18 protein-coding genes and 1 tRNA gene are annotated in these 17,253 nt (G+C 36.3%); 12 read left to right on the top strand and 7 right to left on the bottom strand.

The genetic code is table 11. The features are described 5' to 3' along the window. The first annotated feature begins 216 nt into the window (after positions 1–216). Positions 217–2,046 (top strand): ABC transporter transmembrane domain-containing protein, encoded by a 1,830-nt coding sequence (locus RB618_RS00690; protein ID WP_308067037.1) that lies wholly within the window; start codon positions 217–219, stop codon positions 2,044–2,046. 342 nt (positions 2,047–2,388) lie between these two features. Here RB618_RS00690 and RB618_RS00685 read toward each other — a convergent pair whose 3' ends face one another. Both RB618_RS00685 and RB618_RS00680 read right to left on the bottom strand, forming a co-directional pair. Then, a complete protein-coding gene (locus RB618_RS00685; RefSeq protein WP_308067036.1) occupies positions 2,389–2,646 on the bottom strand; it encodes a hypothetical protein in 258 nt (85 codons plus the stop codon). Positions 2,647–2,747: 101 nt separating this feature from the next. After that, positions 2,748–3,155 carry a helix-turn-helix transcriptional regulator gene (locus RB618_RS00680; RefSeq protein ID WP_308067035.1) on the bottom strand — a complete coding sequence of 136 codons (408 nt, stop codon included), beginning with the start codon at positions 3,153–3,155 and terminating at the stop codon, positions 2,748–2,750. 173 nt (positions 3,156–3,328) lie between these two features. Between RB618_RS00680 and RB618_RS00675 the strand changes: the two genes are divergently transcribed. From RB618_RS00675 to RB618_RS00650, 6 genes are all read left to right on the top strand, one after another. Next, positions 3,329–4,195, top strand: a complete 867-nt coding sequence (locus RB618_RS00675) for a hypothetical protein (RefSeq protein ID WP_308067034.1) — start codon at positions 3,329–3,331, stop codon at positions 4,193–4,195. 8 nt (positions 4,196–4,203) lie between these two features. After that, a complete protein-coding gene (locus RB618_RS00670) occupies positions 4,204–4,554 on the top strand; it encodes a hypothetical protein (RefSeq protein ID WP_308067033.1) in 351 nt (116 codons plus the stop codon). A 12-nt stretch (positions 4,555–4,566) separates the two neighbouring features. Continuing rightward, positions 4,567–5,112 (top strand): hypothetical protein, encoded by a 546-nt coding sequence (locus tag RB618_RS00665; RefSeq protein WP_308067032.1) that lies wholly within the window; start codon positions 4,567–4,569, stop codon positions 5,110–5,112. Next, positions 5,109–5,672, top strand: a complete 564-nt coding sequence (locus RB618_RS00660) for a hypothetical protein (RefSeq protein WP_308067031.1) — start codon at positions 5,109–5,111, stop codon at positions 5,670–5,672. Before RB618_RS00665 ends, RB618_RS00660 begins: the two co-directional genes overlap by 4 nt. A 51-nt stretch (positions 5,673–5,723) precedes the next feature. Continuing rightward, on the top strand, positions 5,724–6,065 hold the full coding sequence (locus tag RB618_RS00655) for a hypothetical protein (RefSeq protein WP_308067030.1): 342 nt from the start codon (positions 5,724–5,726) through the stop codon (positions 6,063–6,065). A 655-nt stretch (positions 6,066–6,720) separates the two neighbouring features. Further along, positions 6,721–7,791: an IS110 family transposase gene (locus tag RB618_RS00650; protein WP_308067029.1), complete on the top strand. Its 1,071-nt coding sequence runs from the start codon at positions 6,721–6,723 to the stop codon at positions 7,789–7,791. A gap of 106 nt (positions 7,792–7,897) precedes the next feature. Here the strand turns inward: RB618_RS00650 and RB618_RS00645 are convergent, their stop codons facing one another. From RB618_RS00645 to RB618_RS00630, 4 genes are all read right to left on the bottom strand, one after another. Next, the gene (locus tag RB618_RS00645; RefSeq protein ID WP_308067028.1) at positions 7,898–8,872 is read right to left on the bottom strand and encodes a DUF5712 family protein; all 975 of its coding nucleotides are present in this window, start codon (positions 8,870–8,872) and stop codon (positions 7,898–7,900) included. Positions 8,873–8,876: 4 nt separating this feature from the next. Then, positions 8,877–9,425: a BfmA/BtgA family mobilization protein gene (locus tag RB618_RS00640; RefSeq protein WP_308067027.1), complete on the bottom strand. Its 549-nt coding sequence runs from the start codon at positions 9,423–9,425 to the stop codon at positions 8,877–8,879. 1,338 nt (positions 9,426–10,763) lie between these two features. Continuing rightward, the gene (locus RB618_RS00635; RefSeq protein ID WP_308067026.1) at positions 10,764–11,075 is read right to left on the bottom strand and encodes a hypothetical protein; all 312 of its coding nucleotides are present in this window, start codon (positions 11,073–11,075) and stop codon (positions 10,764–10,766) included. 47 nt (positions 11,076–11,122) lie between these two features. Further along, positions 11,123–11,812, bottom strand: coding sequence for a nucleotidyl transferase AbiEii/AbiGii toxin family protein (locus RB618_RS00630; protein WP_308067025.1), 690 nt, complete (start codon positions 11,810–11,812; stop codon positions 11,123–11,125). Positions 11,813–12,041: 229 nt separating this feature from the next. Here RB618_RS00630 and mobA point away from each other — a divergent pair, with 229 nt between their 5' ends. From mobA to RB618_RS23695, 4 genes are all read left to right on the top strand, one after another. Continuing rightward, entirely contained in the window at positions 12,042–12,473 is a 432-nt protein-coding gene (gene mobA / locus RB618_RS00625; protein WP_308067024.1) for a conjugal transfer protein MobA, read from the top strand. Further along, positions 12,470–13,765 (top strand): conjugal transfer protein MobB, encoded by a 1,296-nt coding sequence (gene mobB, locus RB618_RS00620; protein WP_308067023.1) that lies wholly within the window; start codon positions 12,470–12,472, stop codon positions 13,763–13,765. Before mobA ends, mobB begins: the two co-directional genes overlap by 4 nt. Positions 13,766–14,090: 325 nt before the next feature. Beyond that, positions 14,091–14,288, top strand: coding sequence for a hypothetical protein (locus RB618_RS00615; protein WP_308067022.1), 198 nt, complete (start codon positions 14,091–14,093; stop codon positions 14,286–14,288). A 10-nt stretch (positions 14,289–14,298) separates the two neighbouring features. Then, entirely contained in the window at positions 14,299–15,951 is a 1,653-nt protein-coding gene (locus tag RB618_RS23695) for a recombinase family protein (RefSeq protein WP_374121102.1), read from the top strand. Here the strand turns inward: RB618_RS23695 and RB618_RS00610 are convergent. After that, positions 15,911–15,983, bottom strand: a tRNA-Met gene (locus RB618_RS00610). The genes RB618_RS23695 and RB618_RS00610 overlap by 41 nt on opposite strands. A 117-nt stretch (positions 15,984–16,100) precedes the next feature. Between RB618_RS00610 and era the strand changes: the two genes are divergently transcribed. Beyond that, complete coding sequence (gene era / locus RB618_RS00605; protein WP_308067021.1) at positions 16,101–16,982, top strand: GTPase Era; 882 nt, start codon at positions 16,101–16,103, stop codon at positions 16,980–16,982. The last annotated feature ends 271 nt before the right edge of the window (positions 16,983–17,253 follow it).

Here is a 17,253-nt window from a genome sequence, read left to right as displayed (position 1 = left end):
GCTGGCTAAAGAAAAAGGAACAAAAAGAAAGAGGAAATAAGATAATAGGATTAATTTTGTGCAGTCAAAAATCTCCTAAGTGAATTAATTATTTAATTCTGGATCAAAACGAATAAATTTAGGTTTCAGCTTACTTAGCCGAATAATCAGAAAAAAATAATATTGCTGGAGTAACTCGAGAGGGCGATTGCCATTGCAGAAAATAAAACCATAAAAATGAGTAATTTCAAAAAAATATTACCCTTTGTATATCCGTATAAAAAATATGTTTATTTAAACATTTTTTTTAATGTTTTGTATGCCTTATTCGGAACACTTTCGTTTGTTTCTTTAATACCTATGATGGATGTATTGTTTGGGCAATCAAAAAAAAATTATATCCTTCCAATTTACAAGGGAATTTGGGAATTAAAAAAATACTTATCAGATTATCTAAGTTATTATTTAACTTTAATAACAGATGCAAATGGCATTGGATATACTTTATCAATTTTAGTAACGGGAATAATTGCAATTTTTTTATTAAAAAACATCTCCGACTATTTTGCTATGTTTTTTATTACGTATTTAAGAAATGCTATTCTAAAGGACATTCGAAATGCGATGTATAAAAAAACATTAGAATTACCATTGGCATTTTTCTCAGAAAAAAGAAAAGGCGATATGATTTCAAGGATTTCTGCCGATGTAAACGAGGTTCAAACGTCCTTTTTAGCCATTCTAGAACTTATTGTAAAGGAACCATTAACCATTATCTTCACCATAGTAGCAATGCTTGCGATAAGCATAAAACTAACGCTTTTTACATTTGTTTTTATTCCGATTTCGGGTTATATCATCTCCTTGATTGGAAAACAATTAAAAAGAAAATCTACTAAGGCACAGGAAGAGCAAGGGACATTTCTATCGACTATTGAGGAAACACTTGGAGGATTAAAAGTAGTAAAAGGATATAATTCTGAAAAATATTTCAATCGCGTTTTTCAAAATTCGACTGAACGCTTTTTTAAATTGTCAAATAGTATTGGAAATCGCCAAAATCTTGCTTCTCCCGCAAGCGAATTTATGGGAATTATGATTATTGCCATTTTGCTTTGGTATGGGGGACAAATGGTTTTGATAGAAGACACATTAAAAGGTGCTGAATTTATTACCTATACGGGATTAGCTTATAATATCCTAACACCTGCTAAATCAATATCTAAAGCTTCGTATACAATAAAAAAAGGAAATGCTGCGGCTGAACGTGTTTTAGAAATTCTGGAAAAGGAGAACACGATTACATCTAAAAGAAAAGCACTTGAAAAAACAACTTTTGACAGTGAAATTAATGTCCAAAATATCAACTTTAAATACGAAGATGAAAATGTTCTAACAGACTTTTCTCTTCAAATTAAAAAAGGGCAAACCGTTGCACTTGTGGGAGAATCAGGAAGTGGAAAAAGTACCATTGCCGGTTTATTGACTCGTTTTTATGATGTAAACGAAGGAACTATTGCTATTGACGGAATCGATATCAAAGAAATGAATTTACAATCGCTTCGTGGCTTGATAGGGTTGGTTACACAAGAAAGTATTTTATTTAATGAGACCATAAAAGCCAATATTGCTTTAGGAAAATTAGACGCTAATGACGACGAAATTATTGACGCGCTGAAAATCGCGAATGCCTATGAATTTGTAAAAGAATTGCCTTTAGGAATTTACACTAACATAGGAGACAGCGGAAATAAATTATCAGGAGGTCAAAAACAACGTTTATCTATTGCACGTGCAGCGCTCAAAAATCCAAAAATTATGATATTGGATGAAGCAACATCAGCATTGGATACTGAGGGTGAAAAATTTGTTCAGGTAGCACTTGAAAACATGATGCAAAATAGAACTTCAATAGTAATTGCACACCGTCTCTCTACAATTCGGAAAGCAGATGTTATTGTCGTAATGCAAAAAGGAAAAATCGTAGAGCAGGGAACTCATAATGAATTAATCGCGTATAATGGGGTTTATAATAAATTGGTTACCATACAGTCTTTCGAATCTTAAGATTCAAGTATTCTATATACATAAAAAGATTAGGTAAAACATTAAAACTGAATTAAATTTCCATAATCTGCTTTTTTAAATTAACCTTATATGCCCATTAGTTAATAATCGTTCTGTGGTATCTATAAATAACTTCTGTTGACTAAACGTGTATAGTATTTTCGATTTAAAGCTATCGGTAGTTTCAAACAAACCGCACCTAAGTTTATATATTTTTGCTTGTTAATAGGGCTAGGTAGATATAAAATAGATATAAATGAAACCAATAAAAAAGAAGTTTTTTTCAGATACCTAACATTATATAAGTTTATCAATTTTTTAAGAACTAAAAAAGTTTAAATACTACTTAACAGTGCTGACTAGAGTAATAATATCATTTACATTATGAGAAGAAATATAATCTAATATATAGTTCTCAACTTCTTTTTTTTGATCTTGTAATGTGGTAAAAGTATTTAAGTGGAAATCTTCGTTTTCATCAGCTATGTGGATAATTTCAGTATAGCCTCTGGAAATTAAAGTGCCTTTTAGTTTTAGTACTTTAAGCTCTTTATCCTCTTCAATTTCTTTCTTTACCCTTAGCTTGATTGTTTTATTCATGGTATTTATTTGGTATTGTAAAATAGTTGAACAAATAATTTTAAAACAAAAAAGAGACTCGAAAGCCTCTTTTTGGAATTAATATGTCTTTTATAAAAGCATTATTTTGCTTTTAGTAACTTTTCCAAATACTCGACTTTATCTTTTTCTGCCTGAACCAAACGTTCGTAAAGCTTGATCTGATGTTCGTGGGATTCGATTAATTTATCTAATGGATTAAAATTGCATACATTATTTGCAAAAGTATTATTGCCTGAATCATTAAAAGTGTTGAAATAATTAAATACGCCTTCTTCTGAAAAATTCTTAATTGCTTCCACAGTTACACCTAAAGCTTTTGCTACTTCAACTAGTTTTTCTTCTTCAATCGTTTCACTATTTTCCATAATAGAAATCGCCTGCTGGTTTGTCCCCATAGCCTGTGCCAGCGCTTCCTGTTTCATGTCTTTCAGTTCACGGATACGGCTGATTTTACGCCCCATGTGACTTGGTTTTGTTGATGTACTCATAGCTCAAAGATAATAATTAAGAATAAAAAAGTAAGTCTGCTGTATGATATAGAAATTTTACTGTACGGTATGATACAAATTGATACGGTACAGTACAACTAATCACTTACTTGGCTGTGTGTTAAACAAAAATACAATTTTTCACACAAGTATTAACTAAAAAAAGTAAAATTATGAAAACAATTGAAATTTCACAGCAAAAACAAGTAATTCAGGCAATTACAGAGCACATCAAGACATCAGCAGTTTACTGTTTCGGCAGTAATGATACGGCTTACAGCTCAAGCAGAAAGGTTTATCCCGATCATGGGATACGCAAAGAACATGTGCATTTGTACCTTTTGGTTTTTGTATCGGAAACTATAGAGAATGCAAGCAATGACATACGCGATAAAATTAAAACGAAGACTAAAGGGAGTTTGACTACCACTATTCTTCTGCACCATGTGCAGAGCCTGAAAAATCTTGGTCAAGACCAGCAGTTTTTCTTTTGGCAGATCATGCAGAATGCAGAGCTTTTATTTCAGGACATAAACAATCCTCCGTATTTAAACATTAGCGAAACCCCAAAACGAAGCTTAAAACTGACATCAAACTATGTTGCAAACAGGAGCAATATTGCCATCACAATCTGGGACTTGGTTTACAATGACGATGATGCTTCAAATTCGTATGAGCTGAAAATGTTTGCGCTTCATCAGATAGTGGAGCAGACCTGCCTTTCCCTGATTCGTTCCTTTACAGGCTACACCCCAAGCCATTTTGCAATGGAGCATCTGTTCAGTCTCTGCGAATACTTTTCAAGCATTACTGCAGATTTCTTTCCACGCCAGAGCAAGGAAGACAGAGCAATGTTTAATCTGCTTAAACAGCAGTCCCACGCACTGCGTTTCGCCAAGGCTAACGATGTTGATTATCTTTATTACCAGCTTATGGAAGAAAGATGCGGGAAATTTAGAAAGCAGGCTGATATTCTGATTCAAGATCAGCTTGACAGGCTGGAGAAAGCCGAAAAGGAAGAACCTGAGAAAATAAAATAGCAGAAATTATGGAAACAAATGAAACCAAAACAGCGGGTGAATTTGTCAAAGAGCTGACAGAGAGTTTCTTTTTCAGAACCCTGACCCCGCAGAAAGACAAAGAAGGCATTTATTATGCAAGCCTAAAATTTACAAGTTACATCAATCTGATGTTTGCTGTACAGGATCCTCTGAAAATAGCCCTCCATACGCTTGAGAATTCCGATCTTGAAAACTCCAGCCAGATTCAGGATCCCGCTTTTCATCTTACAAGCGTTTTGGAAATTGCATTACAGCTTCTGCCATGCTCCGAATCCGAAGGGCTTGATAAACTGCACAAGCTTTATTTGGAGATCAATAAGGAAAATGATAACGGATAATCTCTGGAAATTATGAAAAAGAATAAAATAACTTTCGAAACAAGATTCTGGGCAGGGTTCAGAACGGGAAACCCATTCAGCGCATTAGAAGAAGTTCTTGATTTTGCCCATCTTGATTATTATAAACAGAACCTAACCCAAGCAGTTCTTCACTGTTATAAGGGTAAAGTATACAAGCAGGAAGCTCCCTGCAACGTTTTTGTTTTTTACACAGCTGTGTGTTCGTTTGTCAGAGTCTGCTACTGGATGCTGGATAAAAGCAAAAAATGGAAAATAAAAGAGTCAACCCGCTCTGAAACGGTATTTCATCTTTCTTCCCTGACCAAAGAAGAATACGACAATCCTTATCTGGCGATTCAAAATGCATTTGAAGAGAAAACACTGCAGGAATTTGAATTCTTCTTGAGCGAAATCACAGAGCTTTCATTATCTCCTTTCGGTTCAGATCCCGACTCTGATATAACCACTCCCTATATCCATTTGATAAAACTGCTGGATGCAGGAGAGCTTATCAATGAAAGAGGCATTGAAAAAAAACAAAAAAGAAACATGACATGAAAAAGAATATAAAATCCTTTGAAACCAAGTTTTGGGCAGGCTATGAGATTAAAAATCCTTTTGAGGTTATGGATGCTTTTTTTGACTTTGCCCATCTTGATTCATATAAGGAAGTGCTCAGTGAGACATTTCTGTATATACATAAAACAGAAGTATGCAGGATAAGATATCCCGGACAGCTGCTTGTTTTTCGCTGTGCTTTCAGCTCTTTTGTGAAAGCATGTTTTCTTCTGCAGTACAAAAACAGAAAATGGAAAGTTAAAGAATCATGCGTCTGTAAGTCAAAACTTGATATGGCTTCACTGACAGAGCAGGAGTATGAGAATCCATTCACAGTATTTCAGAAAGCATTTGAACAGAATACCATAGCTAAATTTGAATTTTTCCTTTTTGAAATTGCACACCTGTCACTCTCTCCATTCACTGAAGAATTTGATTATGATCTCATAACTCCCTACATCTATCTTGTCAAGATGCTTGATGCAAGCCAGCTTATGCGTGATAGAGGGATAGAAAAAATAAAAAAAGTGAGCCTGAGTACAGACAATGCAGAACAATGAAATTACTGCATCATCCAGAGAGGATCGATTTAACTGATAAAATATACTGATATGGGAAAAAATAAAATCAAATTAAGGGATATGGTTGAGAATCCAGAGCATTATTTTGTAATGCTCAAGCCAGCGTCAAAAACAAGAAAAGACGTCTACAATCTCAACATAAATGTTAGTGGGTATTCTGATCTTTTTACCATGATTATGGATCTGCTTAAAGCAGGAATGCTGGCGCTGGAAGGAATTGAAATAAGTGAGAACAATCACAAGCAGACTGAACGATATGTTTACAGCCTTCTTAAAGTGATTGAAATGCTGATCCCATTAGAAGAAGGGGATCTGCTGGACATGCTTCACAGCAGATATCTAAAGGAAAATAAAAAAAGCAGTTCAGACTGATTCATGTCCGGTCATAATTTAAAAAAAAGCCGACTTTGGAGGTTTTTTCCAGCCCCGCAGGGCAAGTTGTTTTGAGATGCTGAATTCATTTCAAGCATCTCAAAACACAACTCATACTTTAGCAGAAGTAATTCAACAGACTAGGTTAAGGGTATTTATTATAACTCTACATCCTATTTTATGGGATAATTAATTCTATTAAATTACTTACAGCGAAAGAGACAATTCAGTTCTAAGAGTAACTAACACAACTCCACAGCATGTTTAACATGTATGCATGGCAAGATTTTACCTTATTCCAATTATGGTTGTTCGAATCATGAGTATTTTATCTTTCACTAAGACGGGAGAATCGGAACTTAAGCGTATAAAAAACGTTTTCCGATTCATCCTGCTCTTTTTAAAAGTTGTAATTTAAAACGATAATCACAAGATATTGATATAGGGAGGAAGTGGCAAAAGAGTGTCCAAACAACCTGCAACATTTTAGCTTTATGATGTATGCATAAGCAAGAATCTACCTTTACCGTATTCTATCCATGAGTCTCTATAGTATTTTAAGCCGGAGGTCTAAATCCCCCGAGCCTGTGTAGAAAGATGAGTATAGACTGTGGGATATCTCTCTGGATCAATTTCTTTTAATAACAAAAAAGTTATGAGTAAAAAAGCAATACTGAAACAATGTCTGGGTATTGATGTATCAATGAAAAAGATTGACTGCTGCCTGTCTTTCTTTACCGACGAATTGAAGGTCAAGGCAGTTGCCTCACGAGTATTTGACAACAACAGGAGCGGGTTTGTTAAACTTGGAGAATGGCTTGATAAAAAGAAAGAAGAGTACCTTGTCATGTACGTCAATATGGAAGCAACTGGAACTTATCATGAAGAAGCGGCTTATTTTCTCTCAGATGTGGGATATTCTTTAAGTATCATTCAGCCTGCAAAGGGAAAGCAATATGCCAAAAGTCTGGATGAGAAAAATAAAACAGATAAAAGTGATGCTTCTATGCTGGCACGCATGGGACTGGAGCGTCAGCTTACCTCATGGAATCGTCCCAGTGATAAAATGCGTGTCTTAAAAAGATTGAGCAGGGAACGTATGGCACTTATCAGAGACAGGAATTCACTGACAAACCAGCTGCATGCGCTGAATCATTCTTTTCAAGCTTTTCCCCATAGCGTGGAGCGTTTGGAAGAACGTGTTTTGCTAGCCAGCAGACAACTTGTTGATATTGAAAAGCAAATGCGCGAACTGGCAGCAAGTGATCCTGAGTTATGGAAACGGATTTGCCATACCATTACAATTCCAGGAATCAACTTCGTAACTGCTATTACCGTTATAGCAGAGACGGACGGTTTTGCCAATATTGGAGGTAGGCGCCAACTGGTAAGCTATGTCGGACTGGACGTGATCATGAAAGAATCCGGCACGCTCTCTTGGCGACCGCGTATCTCCAAAAGGGGAAATGCGCATATCAGGGCAGCTTTATATATGGCAGGAGTCTGTTCTATTATTCATAACAAAAACCTAAAAACCTATTTTAATCAGTTAAAGGATAGAGGGAAACCAGGCAGGACGGGGATTGTTGCTTTAGAAAGGAAATTACTTGTTCTTATTTACACACTTTATAAAAATGAACAGGATTATATTACTGATTATAATAGCGGCATTGAAATTTGTAACGTTTTTGAGAGTACGGAAAAAAAAAATCTTCTTAAAAAGTAAGCAACCCGCTTTTGCGGGCTGCAGTAGATGGTCTTTGTCCTTTGACAGGCATAACCTCTATGATATACAAATATAATTATTTTTGGCGGAATTTACATGTTCAGGCTTATGTCCCGGGTGGACGTCTTTTTTTCTTTTTTTTCTTCTTGAAGCCAGTAATCTGATCTTCCATATTCTCATACATCAAAGGATCGGGAGAAGAAAGAATATTCAATAGACCTGTTTTGGATAAACCAATGCCATCAGTGAGCTGTTCGGGTTCTGAGCTCTGGCTTTGGAAAATATCCTTTGCTGTATCAGGGAAGCCTTGTGTACCTGAATTGATCAGTCTACTCTGAAGCTGATCCAGTAAATTAATTTCTCGTTTCTGCTCTGCAGTACCATTTTTCATGGTCAGGGCATAGTTCATTGTGTCTTTTAATGACCGGTCAAAACCGAACATTTGATCAAAAATCAGTTCCCCTGAACTTTTAAAAGAAACCCTATCGAACTGGCCGAGCCTCTGGGAATGCTTCTTGTTGCTGCCTCTGGAATTGTTCATCGGACTGAGCTTGATTTTGTTGGAGATGTCTTTTCTGCTGACAATGATCTGTATATGCATCTGTTCCCCTGTCTTTCGTTCCCCTGCTTTTACGATTCCCTGCTCTACCTCTGGATCCCTAAAGCTGTAATAACGGTAACGTTCGAGCTTGCCGTACCATAACAGATCTCTACTGTCCTGAATGCCGGGGCGTTTAAAATTATGGGCATAGGCATCCATTACCAAGACAGCGTACTGTTTTAGTTTCTCTTCTGCGACTTGGGCCCCAAAACGTTCTTTTAGAAAAACAATTTCTTTTTGGCTGGGACTTATGTTGACAAGGAAGAACTTCGCATCACGGCGGCCCAGCTTGGCTATATTGTTATCTATTCTTACCCTGGCTTCTTGTGGCATGATCTTCCTGTTTTCAGTATTGAACCATAATTCCTTTACATGGTCTTCTTCAGGCGCAGCCCGATTCTCTTTTTCCAGATAATTTACCAGCTGTCCGGAACTTCCTTTGTTATTCCCTGTTTCAGAATCCGTAATATTAATGTACATGACGCTATAGATTTTTGACTGCCTGCCTTACGTGTGTTATAAGTTCTTCTTTTTTTGTGCCGGCTGTAGTCCACCCCATTTCTTCACGCTGGTTTATATAATAATCCAACAATTGGCTGAACTGTTCTTTAAGCATTTCTTTCTCTTTCTGCTTTGAAAGCAAGTGTTTAATGCCATTTATAAGCTGCTCACTCCGTTTGACAAGAACAGCAGTTTTCTCACTTTCGGACAAAAGATCTCTGCCTATTCCTTCGAGAATTTCTATCTGCATGGAAGAAATGGTTTTCAAGTTACCGATATCGGTAAACAGCGGCAGGAGAAAATCCTTCTCCTGCTGGCGGATAAAAGACAGGATACGGCTGATGCCGGAAGACAGTTCGCGTTTGAGCATTTCATCACCAGGGTCTGCCGGATCTTTTTTGCTTCTGTAAAAATAATCCGCCATCTGGCAGAATAGCTCTTTTTTACTGCGCTTAAGAGCTTTAGCCATTTTCTCTATTTTGTCATCAGTTTCTTTAGGATAACGGATACTGTTGGTATCTCTGGGTTTCATAACATTATTTTTTTAACTCCATATCACTCATTTTCTAAATACCGATATACTGGGCGGTATACCTCATGTTTTACTGCAGACAGCCTCAAAGCCTATTAGTATACCCAGAGTATACCCAAATCCCCCGAAGCCCCAGCAAAGGGGCAAGCGAGTAGGGCTCTGCCCAACTCCCGCTTGCTTTTTTCAAAACATATTAAGGGCCGTATAAAATCTTTACAAAGTAAAGTCAAGAAAGTAAAAAGAGTGTACTGTGCAATATTGCCAAAGAGAGCCTCCAAATGCCATATAAGACTTCTAGTTTTAAAAGAGGGTGTGTTACTGGACTTTTTTCTAAAAAAAATCAGAAAAAAATTAGGTTTTCATAATAGTATCTTGCTATTTTCTCTCGAAAATATTATTGCAATAGATTTAATTGAAAGGGCTTGATGCCCTTTTTTTATTTAGGAGATATTTTATGTTTTAGAATTAATTTTAGAATCAGCCTTGATAAGGCTAAAAAAAACAGAACAGCATTAGCAGTTCTGACTTAGATCACACCGCTAAATTCCAAAAATCTAAAATAAAGTTCTTTTCCGAATTGTAGCTATTTAGATATGTATGATTAAAATTATATATTTATTTATAACTGCTCATGCTTATTTGGTTATGTGTATAAAGCTAAAAGTACGGACATATTTATAGTTATGTATAAGCCCGTGAGCAAATAGTTTTATAAAGCTGTACTTATGCAGATACGCATATACAGCTTTACTCTTCTGCATATCTATGCTTTTACGCAAAGACATCATTACTACTGTATCTAAGTATGTAAATAAGCTTTAAGTTACAGCCTTGCATACCTATATAAAACCATATATATTTTCAAACGAAAACAGAAAAACCGAAAAAAAGAAAAAGAAAGCAATTTCACAGGACGGGATGCAGGCAGGCCAAAAGGAATCGGAATAAGTCCCGAAGGGTGGCTTGTGAGTATGCGAGCAAGGCATTATGCCGAAGTCTTTTTGCCAGACTGAAACAGCCCGTCATACTTTCGTTTTCTTTTTTGTTGTTCTTTTTATGAAAGACTAAAAAAATCCAATTAAAAGATACTTGTAAAATTAGAACATAATGATGGAATCTTATAATTAAAATCTGGCAGATATTCTGATATTGCAGACAGCTTTTTAAAACTAATGTTTTAAGCCTATAATATATTATTTGGATAATCGTTTAAAAGCATACGCCATTGTGCGGATAGTAAACATAAAATGGAAGATTATGTTTATGGACATGCCCTCCAGATCCATAGTGAATTGATTAATCATTATGGTCAGAGGGCTTAATTTATTAAATGCAGAACTAAATCCAGTGGTAGGGTTTATCCCTGCGGTTGAGGTAGCAGTACATTTCTTCCTTTTTGAGTTCAGGAAAGAATTTAAGAGCTTCTTCAATGGCATAGTTGGGCAGAAAGGAAATTTCATCACGCACAGCAGTAATCACTTTGTCACGACCATAAAAACGCACAATTTCGTCAATCTGATCCTGTCCTCCACGCTCTATAATACGTCCAATTACCATTTTATATCCCCCTTCCCAATCGATCTTGTCAAATCTAAAATCCCAGAAGAATTTAGGATGAAGATCAGGTATTTTTTTAACTGATGGCTTCATTATTTCTTAAATAAGGTTAGTGTCAAATATAAGCAATTTCTGCCGAATTACCTGGGAAAACCTCTCTTTTTATTGGGATTATCGGGTAAATCCTGACTTTCTGATTTGAATTTATGCAAAGGATTTTTTACTGCCAGTTCCAGCCGTTTTTGGATGTTTTTCCAGCTCTGTTCTTTTCCTTTGAGCATGTCTACACCGTCAAAGGTGGTAATTTTGTCATAAGTATTCAGACCTATAGAAGCCCAGTAAGGTTCTCGGTCATATTTTCTTTGATAAGCCTGCAGATAGAATTTTAATGGTTCTTCTTCAAGCATATAGTACATATCGACAAAATCCTTGTATCTGCTTCCGCTCTGATGGATTGCGTGGAGTTTCATGGCTCCAATGTCTTCATTTGAAATCATACGGACTCCTTCAGCAGTTTCCACAGCATTCAAAAGAGGATATTTATGGGTTACAATATCAACTTTGATGTCATTAATGTAAGTAAGAACAGTGTTATTGTATGTTCTGCTTTCTTTTTCATCTGCGCCATATGTCTTGCCTAGATACTCCAACATCATTTTCGGGTCAAATTCTTTTGTCGTGAAAAGGTCAATATCTACAGAGAGGCGGTGTCTTAAGCGCAGTGCCAGAGCTGTACCGCCGACCAAGATGTGGTCTTTTAGTTTTTCATCTTTCATAAGCCTTTGGAGAAGTTCCCACATCTCCTTGCTGACTGTTTCTTTGTAGAGCATAATTTTATATTTTCAGAAAAATTAATTCTGAAAAAGTCCTGCTCTTTAAGAGTGTCTACAGGTGGCTTTGCTTGTCAGAGGCTGTCCAAGCTTAAAGGTTTAAGACGGTATTTTGGGTAACTGAGCCAGATGCTTCCAAACACTTCCCAGTACTTCCAAATAGGGGCGTAAGTACTGATTATAAAATATATTGGATTTATTTTTTTAAATGATACCCATAATTGAAGTCATGGAAAATGAACAAAAAAAGACCCCGCACAAAGGAGGCAGGCATCCCAAAATAGATCCTGCAGTCCACCGCTACTCAATCAGTCTTACCGCTGAAGAAAATGCACAGTTTCTGATCCTTTTTGAGAGCTCGGGAATAAATGTAATGGCTCACTTTATTACTGCCTGCATTTTTCAAAAAGGCATCAAGAGCGTAAAGATCGATAAAGCGACAATGGATTATTACATACTTCTAACTGCCTTATTCGGACAGTTTCGGGCTATTGGGGTTAATTACAATCAGGTTGTAAAGATTATGCAACGTAATTTTTCCGAAAAGAAAGCTCCCGTATATCTCTATAAATTGGCAAAAGAAACGATAGAATTAGGTGTTTTGTGCCAAAAGATAATACAGCTCACAGCGGAATTTGAAGAAAAACACCTGAAAAAGTGATAGCAAAAATAGGAAGAGGAAGCAGTCTGTACGGGACATTAGCCTATAATTATCAAAAAGTTGAAAAAGAAAGTGCACAGGTTTTGTTTACCCAAAAGATAATCCAATCCCCTGATGGCAGTTATTCCTTAGAACAGCTTTCCCGATCTTTTGAAATGTACCTGCTGGCTAACAGAAAAACAGAAAAACCCATACTTCATATCTCCTTAAATCCTGATCCGAAAGACAATGTAAGCGATACTGATTTTGAGAATATGGCACAGGACTACATGAGGGAGATGGGCTACGGAAATCAGCCTTTTGCGGTATTCAAACATACTGATATAGACCGCACTCATATTCATATAGTGTCTGTCTGCGTGGATGAAGACGGTAGGAAAATATCCGATAAATTTGAAAAAAGGCGTTCAATGGCGGTCTGCAGGGCATTAGAAAAAAAGTACAGCCTTATATCGGCTGTAGAAAAACAGCAAGAGACAGACAGCCCAACATTTAAACCAGTTGACTATAAGGCAGGAGATATAAAAAGCCAGATGGCTTCGGTGCTTCGCTATCTGCCTGCATATTACCAGTTCCAAACTTTTGGGGCATATAATGCCGTGCTTTCGCTTTTTAATATTACTGCTGAGGAAGTCAAAGGGGAATACAATGGAATTTCAAAACTGGGACTGGTATATTCTGCATTAAATGAAAAGGGAGAAAAAGCAAGTAATCCCTTTAAGGCTTCTCTGTTTGGTAAAAGTGCAGGTTATCTGCAGCTGCAATCCCAGTGCGACCAGAACAGAGTGAAACTAAAAGACAGTCCCGTGAAGGAATCAGTTAAAAACAGGATCGAATCAGTATTGCAGACAGCAACAAATGAGTCCGAATTCAGGAAAAAGCTAATGGAAGAAAGGATCAATATTGTTGTAAGGCGAAATGCTGGAGGACGTATTTACGGCATTACTTTTATTGACCACAAATCCCGCAGTGTCTGGAACGGATCAGAGCTGGCTAAAAACCTTTCTGCTAATGTATTCAATGACTGGTGGAATAACGGCAACAAAACAGATCTGGCTTTAAAAAATAATCCCACTGCAAAGGAGACATTTCGTGAGGGTAGTCAGATTAATCACTCAAACAGCCATCCTGACTCGTTAGGAAAGGAAAACACGTCTTACAGCGGACAGGAGAATAATGCTGTTGAAACATTTGGAAGCTTACTGCCCCAAGCTCAGGGAGAAGATTTTCAGGAAACTGATTTTGCCAATCAGTTGAAACGAAAGGCTAACCGCAGGAAACCAAAACTTTAAGAACGTTTCTGGAATGTTTAATTTGCATCAAATGTATGAAACACGATTTTCAATGTACCGTATATAAAGAATTGATAGGATACATTCGTGAGATTTAATTAATTACTATTTCTTTTAAAAAATACAACTTTCATCTGTAGTTCTGCCACAGGTTGTCTGCCTGTAATTGTATTGGAGATAACGACATTAAAAGACAAAGAGCACCAGCAGTGCTGGTACGGCAGTCATTTAGAGCATGCATTTATATATTTATTAAAGTATAATAATGTATAATTAGCAGAGACCTTAAAAACGGTCTTTAGCTGTTTAAAGCTGGAGGTGCAGAATGGAAAATAACGAAACAGTTAAAAGCAGGATCACGGCAGAAACTGCCTTAGTACAGCTACAAGCTAAAAAGAATCAGGTAAAATTAACTATTGAAGAATTAAGAAGCTGTAAAGGTTTTGAAACAATATCAGAATCGGAAGGGCAGGAGATAATTGAAAGCCTGTTTCAATTAGCAGTAATAGTTTATAATTTTTAAAGTTAAAAATATGAGTGTTGAAAATTTCAAAAAATTCCAAAAAGAAAAGCTGGCTCAAAAGATTGAGGTAAAAGAAATCTGGGGCTATACAAGGGTAAGTTCTAAACTTCAGTTAGTAAACAACAGTCTTGAAGAGCAGAGGAGTGAAATTGTTCAGTTTGCCTCTAAGAATGGTTATTCACTTAAAAATATACTTGGAGGTACTTATGAGAGTGCTTCGGGAGATTTCACAAGAAAAGAGTTTACTAAATTATTTGAAGAGGTTAAAAGCGCAAAGCAGAAACCTTTTGCAATAGCTATCAAATTTATCAGCAGGTTCTCCAGAACAGGAGGCAATGCTATTACTATTGTGCAGGAACTGGTGGATAAACTGGGTGTTCACTTGATTGAAACATCGTCAGGACTCTGCACCAATGATGAATATAGTAAATTAGATATTTACAGCAAGCTCTTAGATGCCAGAAGAGAAAACATGGACAGATTAGAAAAAACCATTCCAGGCATGAAGGCACTGCTCAGATCAGGAAACTGGCTGGGCAAAGCTCCAAGAGGTTATACAATGCGAGGCAGAAAAGTGGGAGATTACGCTTTAATGCAGGATACACAGTCTATTACCATCAATCAGGAAGGAGAAATTTTAAAAAAGGCTTGGAAATGGAAGCTTGCAGGGGAAAGAGATTATGTAATCAGAGAGAAACTTGAAAAACTGAATCTGGTTATTTCCAAACAAGGAATGAGTTCCATGTGGCGCAATCCATTTTATTGCGGAATCTTAGTTAATTCATTAATTGAAGAACCAGTGAAAGGAAACTGGTCAGGCTTAGTCAGTGAGGAAGATTTCCTGAAAGTGGATTACATGCTTTCTGAAAACAGTGTGATTGCAGTTAAGGAATATTGTAAAACTAAAGTTAATGAATTTAGACCCCTTACAGGATTTTTAAGATGCGAGTGCGGATGCCTTTTAACAAGCTATGAGGTTCGAAAAAAGAAAGCACACTATTATAAATGCCAAAAGTGTAAAAATGCCAGTTTTAACGCTTTGACTACCCAAAAATCAAAAATGGAAGGGTTGAATGATTCTTTCGAAAGGTTATTGTCAAAATATACATTAAACTCACGATTTGTACAGCCTTTTAAAATGCAGTTGAATAAATTTTTTGAAGATGTAAACGCAGAAGCTAAAGAAGAAATGAAAAGCTTGCTTGAAAAGAAAAAAGATGTTGAAACTAAAATTGAGAATTTGGATAAACGCTATTTTGAGAACTCAAATTTTGGAGATGAAAAATACAATAGATATGCGCTTCAGTTTGAGACCGAATTAAAGATGATTGAAAGCCAGATTCATGCCAGCTCAAAAAAAATATCTAACCACAAAAGACATATCGATAAAGTTGTAGAAAAAGTCTCGAACATCAGTAAATACTGGAAAGAAGGAGATATTGAGAGTAAAATAAGAATTCAGAATTTGGTATTTCCAGAGGGATTGTCAATTAGAGCTGAAAACAGGCAATATCTAACCGATAAAGTGAACCTAGTTTTTGCCTTAGTTTCAACGTTTGCAAGGGTTGAAGGAGCTAATAAAAAACAAAAAACCCATCAAAATTTTGATGGGTTGTTCTCTGTAGCGGGAACAGGACTCGAACCTGTGACCTTCGGGTTATGAGCCCGACGAGCTGCCTACTGCTCTATCCCGCGATGTTTCGGGTGCAAAGATACGGCGATTTTTGAGAAATCCAACGAAAACTTTAAAAAATGTTTTATTTTCTGTATTGAGTTGATATGACTACCTTTGCAAAATAAATAAAGCAAAAAATGTCACATAAAGCAGGTTTCGTAAATATTATCGGAAATCCAAATGTTGGAAAATCAACATTGATGAACGCTTTCGTTGGAGAACGATTGTCGATCATTACATCAAAAGCACAAACTACACGTCATAGAATTCTTGGAATTGTAAACGGAGAAGACTTTCAATTGGTTTTGTCTGATACTCCAGGAATCATCAAGCCTGCGTACGAAATGCAGGAATCGATGATGAACTTTGTGAAATCGGCTTTTGAAGATGCTGACATTTTAATCTACATGGTCGAAATAGGCGAGCAGGATCTGAAAGATGAAGATTTCTTCAAGAAAATCATTCATGCTAAGATTCCGGTTTTATTGCTTTTAAATAAAATTGATAATTCAAACCAAGAACAGTTAGAACAGCAAGTTTCTTTCTGGAAAGAAAAAGTGCCAAATGCAGAGATTTTCCCAATTTCGGCATTGCAGAATTTCAACGTTCCAGAAGTTTTCGGAAGAATTATCGAATTATTGCCAGAATCACCACCTTATTACCCTAAAGACCAATTAACAGACAAACCAGAACGTTTCTTTGTTAACGAAACAATCCGTGAGAAAATCCTATTGAACTACGCCAAAGAAATTCCATACGCAGTAGAAATCGTAACAGAAGAATTTCATGAAACGGAAAATATTATCAGAATCCGTTCTGTAATTATGGTAGAACGCGATACACAAAAAGGAATTATTATCGGGCATAAAGGTGCAGCGTTGAAAAAAGTTGGAACCGATGCTAGAGCTGATTTAGAGAAATTCTTCGGAAAACAAATTCACATTGAACTTTATGTAAAAGTGAACAAAAACTGGAGAAGCAACGCCAATATGCTGAAACGATTTGGTTATAATCAGTAGTTTTTTTGTTTAATCGGTTAATCGTTGATTTGTTTAATCGTTAAACGAAAGTTCTTTTGAAAATAAGTGCCCTAGCCCAGATAGGAGCGGTATCCTTTTTCTGGCTTCTTTAGCCAGGAAAAGATATAGCGGATAGCTGGATTAGCTCCTGAAAATTATACAAAAAAACAATAAAAACTTAGGTACTTAGAAACTTAGCGTCTCAGCAACTTTTTTTAACTACCTTTGCAAAAAATTTTAATAAGGCATTTTGGATTGCAAGTGATTAGGT

The sequence above is a fragment of the Flavobacterium sp. LHD-85 genome, from assembly GCF_030929595.1.
In the GTDB taxonomy this organism is placed as follows: Bacteria; Bacteroidota; Bacteroidia; order Flavobacteriales; family Flavobacteriaceae; genus Flavobacterium.
The sequence above is the reverse complement of the archived record's forward strand: the minus strand, read 5'-3'. Positions and strand labels throughout refer to the sequence as shown.

What these genes read in the sequence shown, in the direction of transcription:
- RB618_RS00690 (WP_308067037.1), top strand. Translation starts at nt 217, where the DNA reads ATGAGTAATTTCAAAAAAATATTACCCTTTGTATATCCGTATAAAAAA.
- RB618_RS00685 (WP_308067036.1), bottom strand. Translation starts at nt 2,646, where the DNA reads ATGAATAAAACAATCAAGCTAAGGGTAAAGAAAGAAATTGAAGAGGAT.
- RB618_RS00680 (WP_308067035.1), bottom strand. Translation starts at nt 3,155, where the DNA reads ATGAGTACATCAACAAAACCAAGTCACATGGGGCGTAAAATCAGCCGT.
- RB618_RS00675 (WP_308067034.1), top strand. Translation starts at nt 3,329, where the DNA reads ATGAAAACAATTGAAATTTCACAGCAAAAACAAGTAATTCAGGCAATT.
- RB618_RS00670 (WP_308067033.1), top strand. Translation starts at nt 4,204, where the DNA reads ATGGAAACAAATGAAACCAAAACAGCGGGTGAATTTGTCAAAGAGCTG.
- RB618_RS00665 (WP_308067032.1), top strand. Translation starts at nt 4,567, where the DNA reads ATGAAAAAGAATAAAATAACTTTCGAAACAAGATTCTGGGCAGGGTTC.
- RB618_RS00660 (WP_308067031.1), top strand. Translation starts at nt 5,109, where the DNA reads ATGAAAAAGAATATAAAATCCTTTGAAACCAAGTTTTGGGCAGGCTAT.
- RB618_RS00655 (WP_308067030.1), top strand. Translation starts at nt 5,724, where the DNA reads ATGGGAAAAAATAAAATCAAATTAAGGGATATGGTTGAGAATCCAGAG.
- RB618_RS00650 (WP_308067029.1), top strand. Translation starts at nt 6,721, where the DNA reads ATGAGTAAAAAAGCAATACTGAAACAATGTCTGGGTATTGATGTATCA.
- RB618_RS00645 (WP_308067028.1), bottom strand. Translation starts at nt 8,872, where the DNA reads ATGTACATTAATATTACGGATTCTGAAACAGGGAATAACAAAGGAAGT.
- RB618_RS00640 (WP_308067027.1), bottom strand. Translation starts at nt 9,425, where the DNA reads ATGAAACCCAGAGATACCAACAGTATCCGTTATCCTAAAGAAACTGAT.
- RB618_RS00635 (WP_308067026.1), bottom strand. Translation starts at nt 11,075, where the DNA reads ATGAAGCCATCAGTTAAAAAAATACCTGATCTTCATCCTAAATTCTTC.
- RB618_RS00630 (WP_308067025.1), bottom strand. Translation starts at nt 11,812, where the DNA reads ATGCTCTACAAAGAAACAGTCAGCAAGGAGATGTGGGAACTTCTCCAA.
- mobA (WP_308067024.1), top strand. Translation starts at nt 12,042, where the DNA reads ATGGAAAATGAACAAAAAAAGACCCCGCACAAAGGAGGCAGGCATCCC.
- RB618_RS00615 (WP_308067022.1), top strand. Translation starts at nt 14,091, where the DNA reads ATGGAAAATAACGAAACAGTTAAAAGCAGGATCACGGCAGAAACTGCC.
- RB618_RS23695 (WP_374121102.1), top strand. Translation starts at nt 14,299, where the DNA reads ATGAGTGTTGAAAATTTCAAAAAATTCCAAAAAGAAAAGCTGGCTCAA.
- era (WP_308067021.1), top strand. Translation starts at nt 16,101, where the DNA reads ATGTCACATAAAGCAGGTTTCGTAAATATTATCGGAAATCCAAATGTT.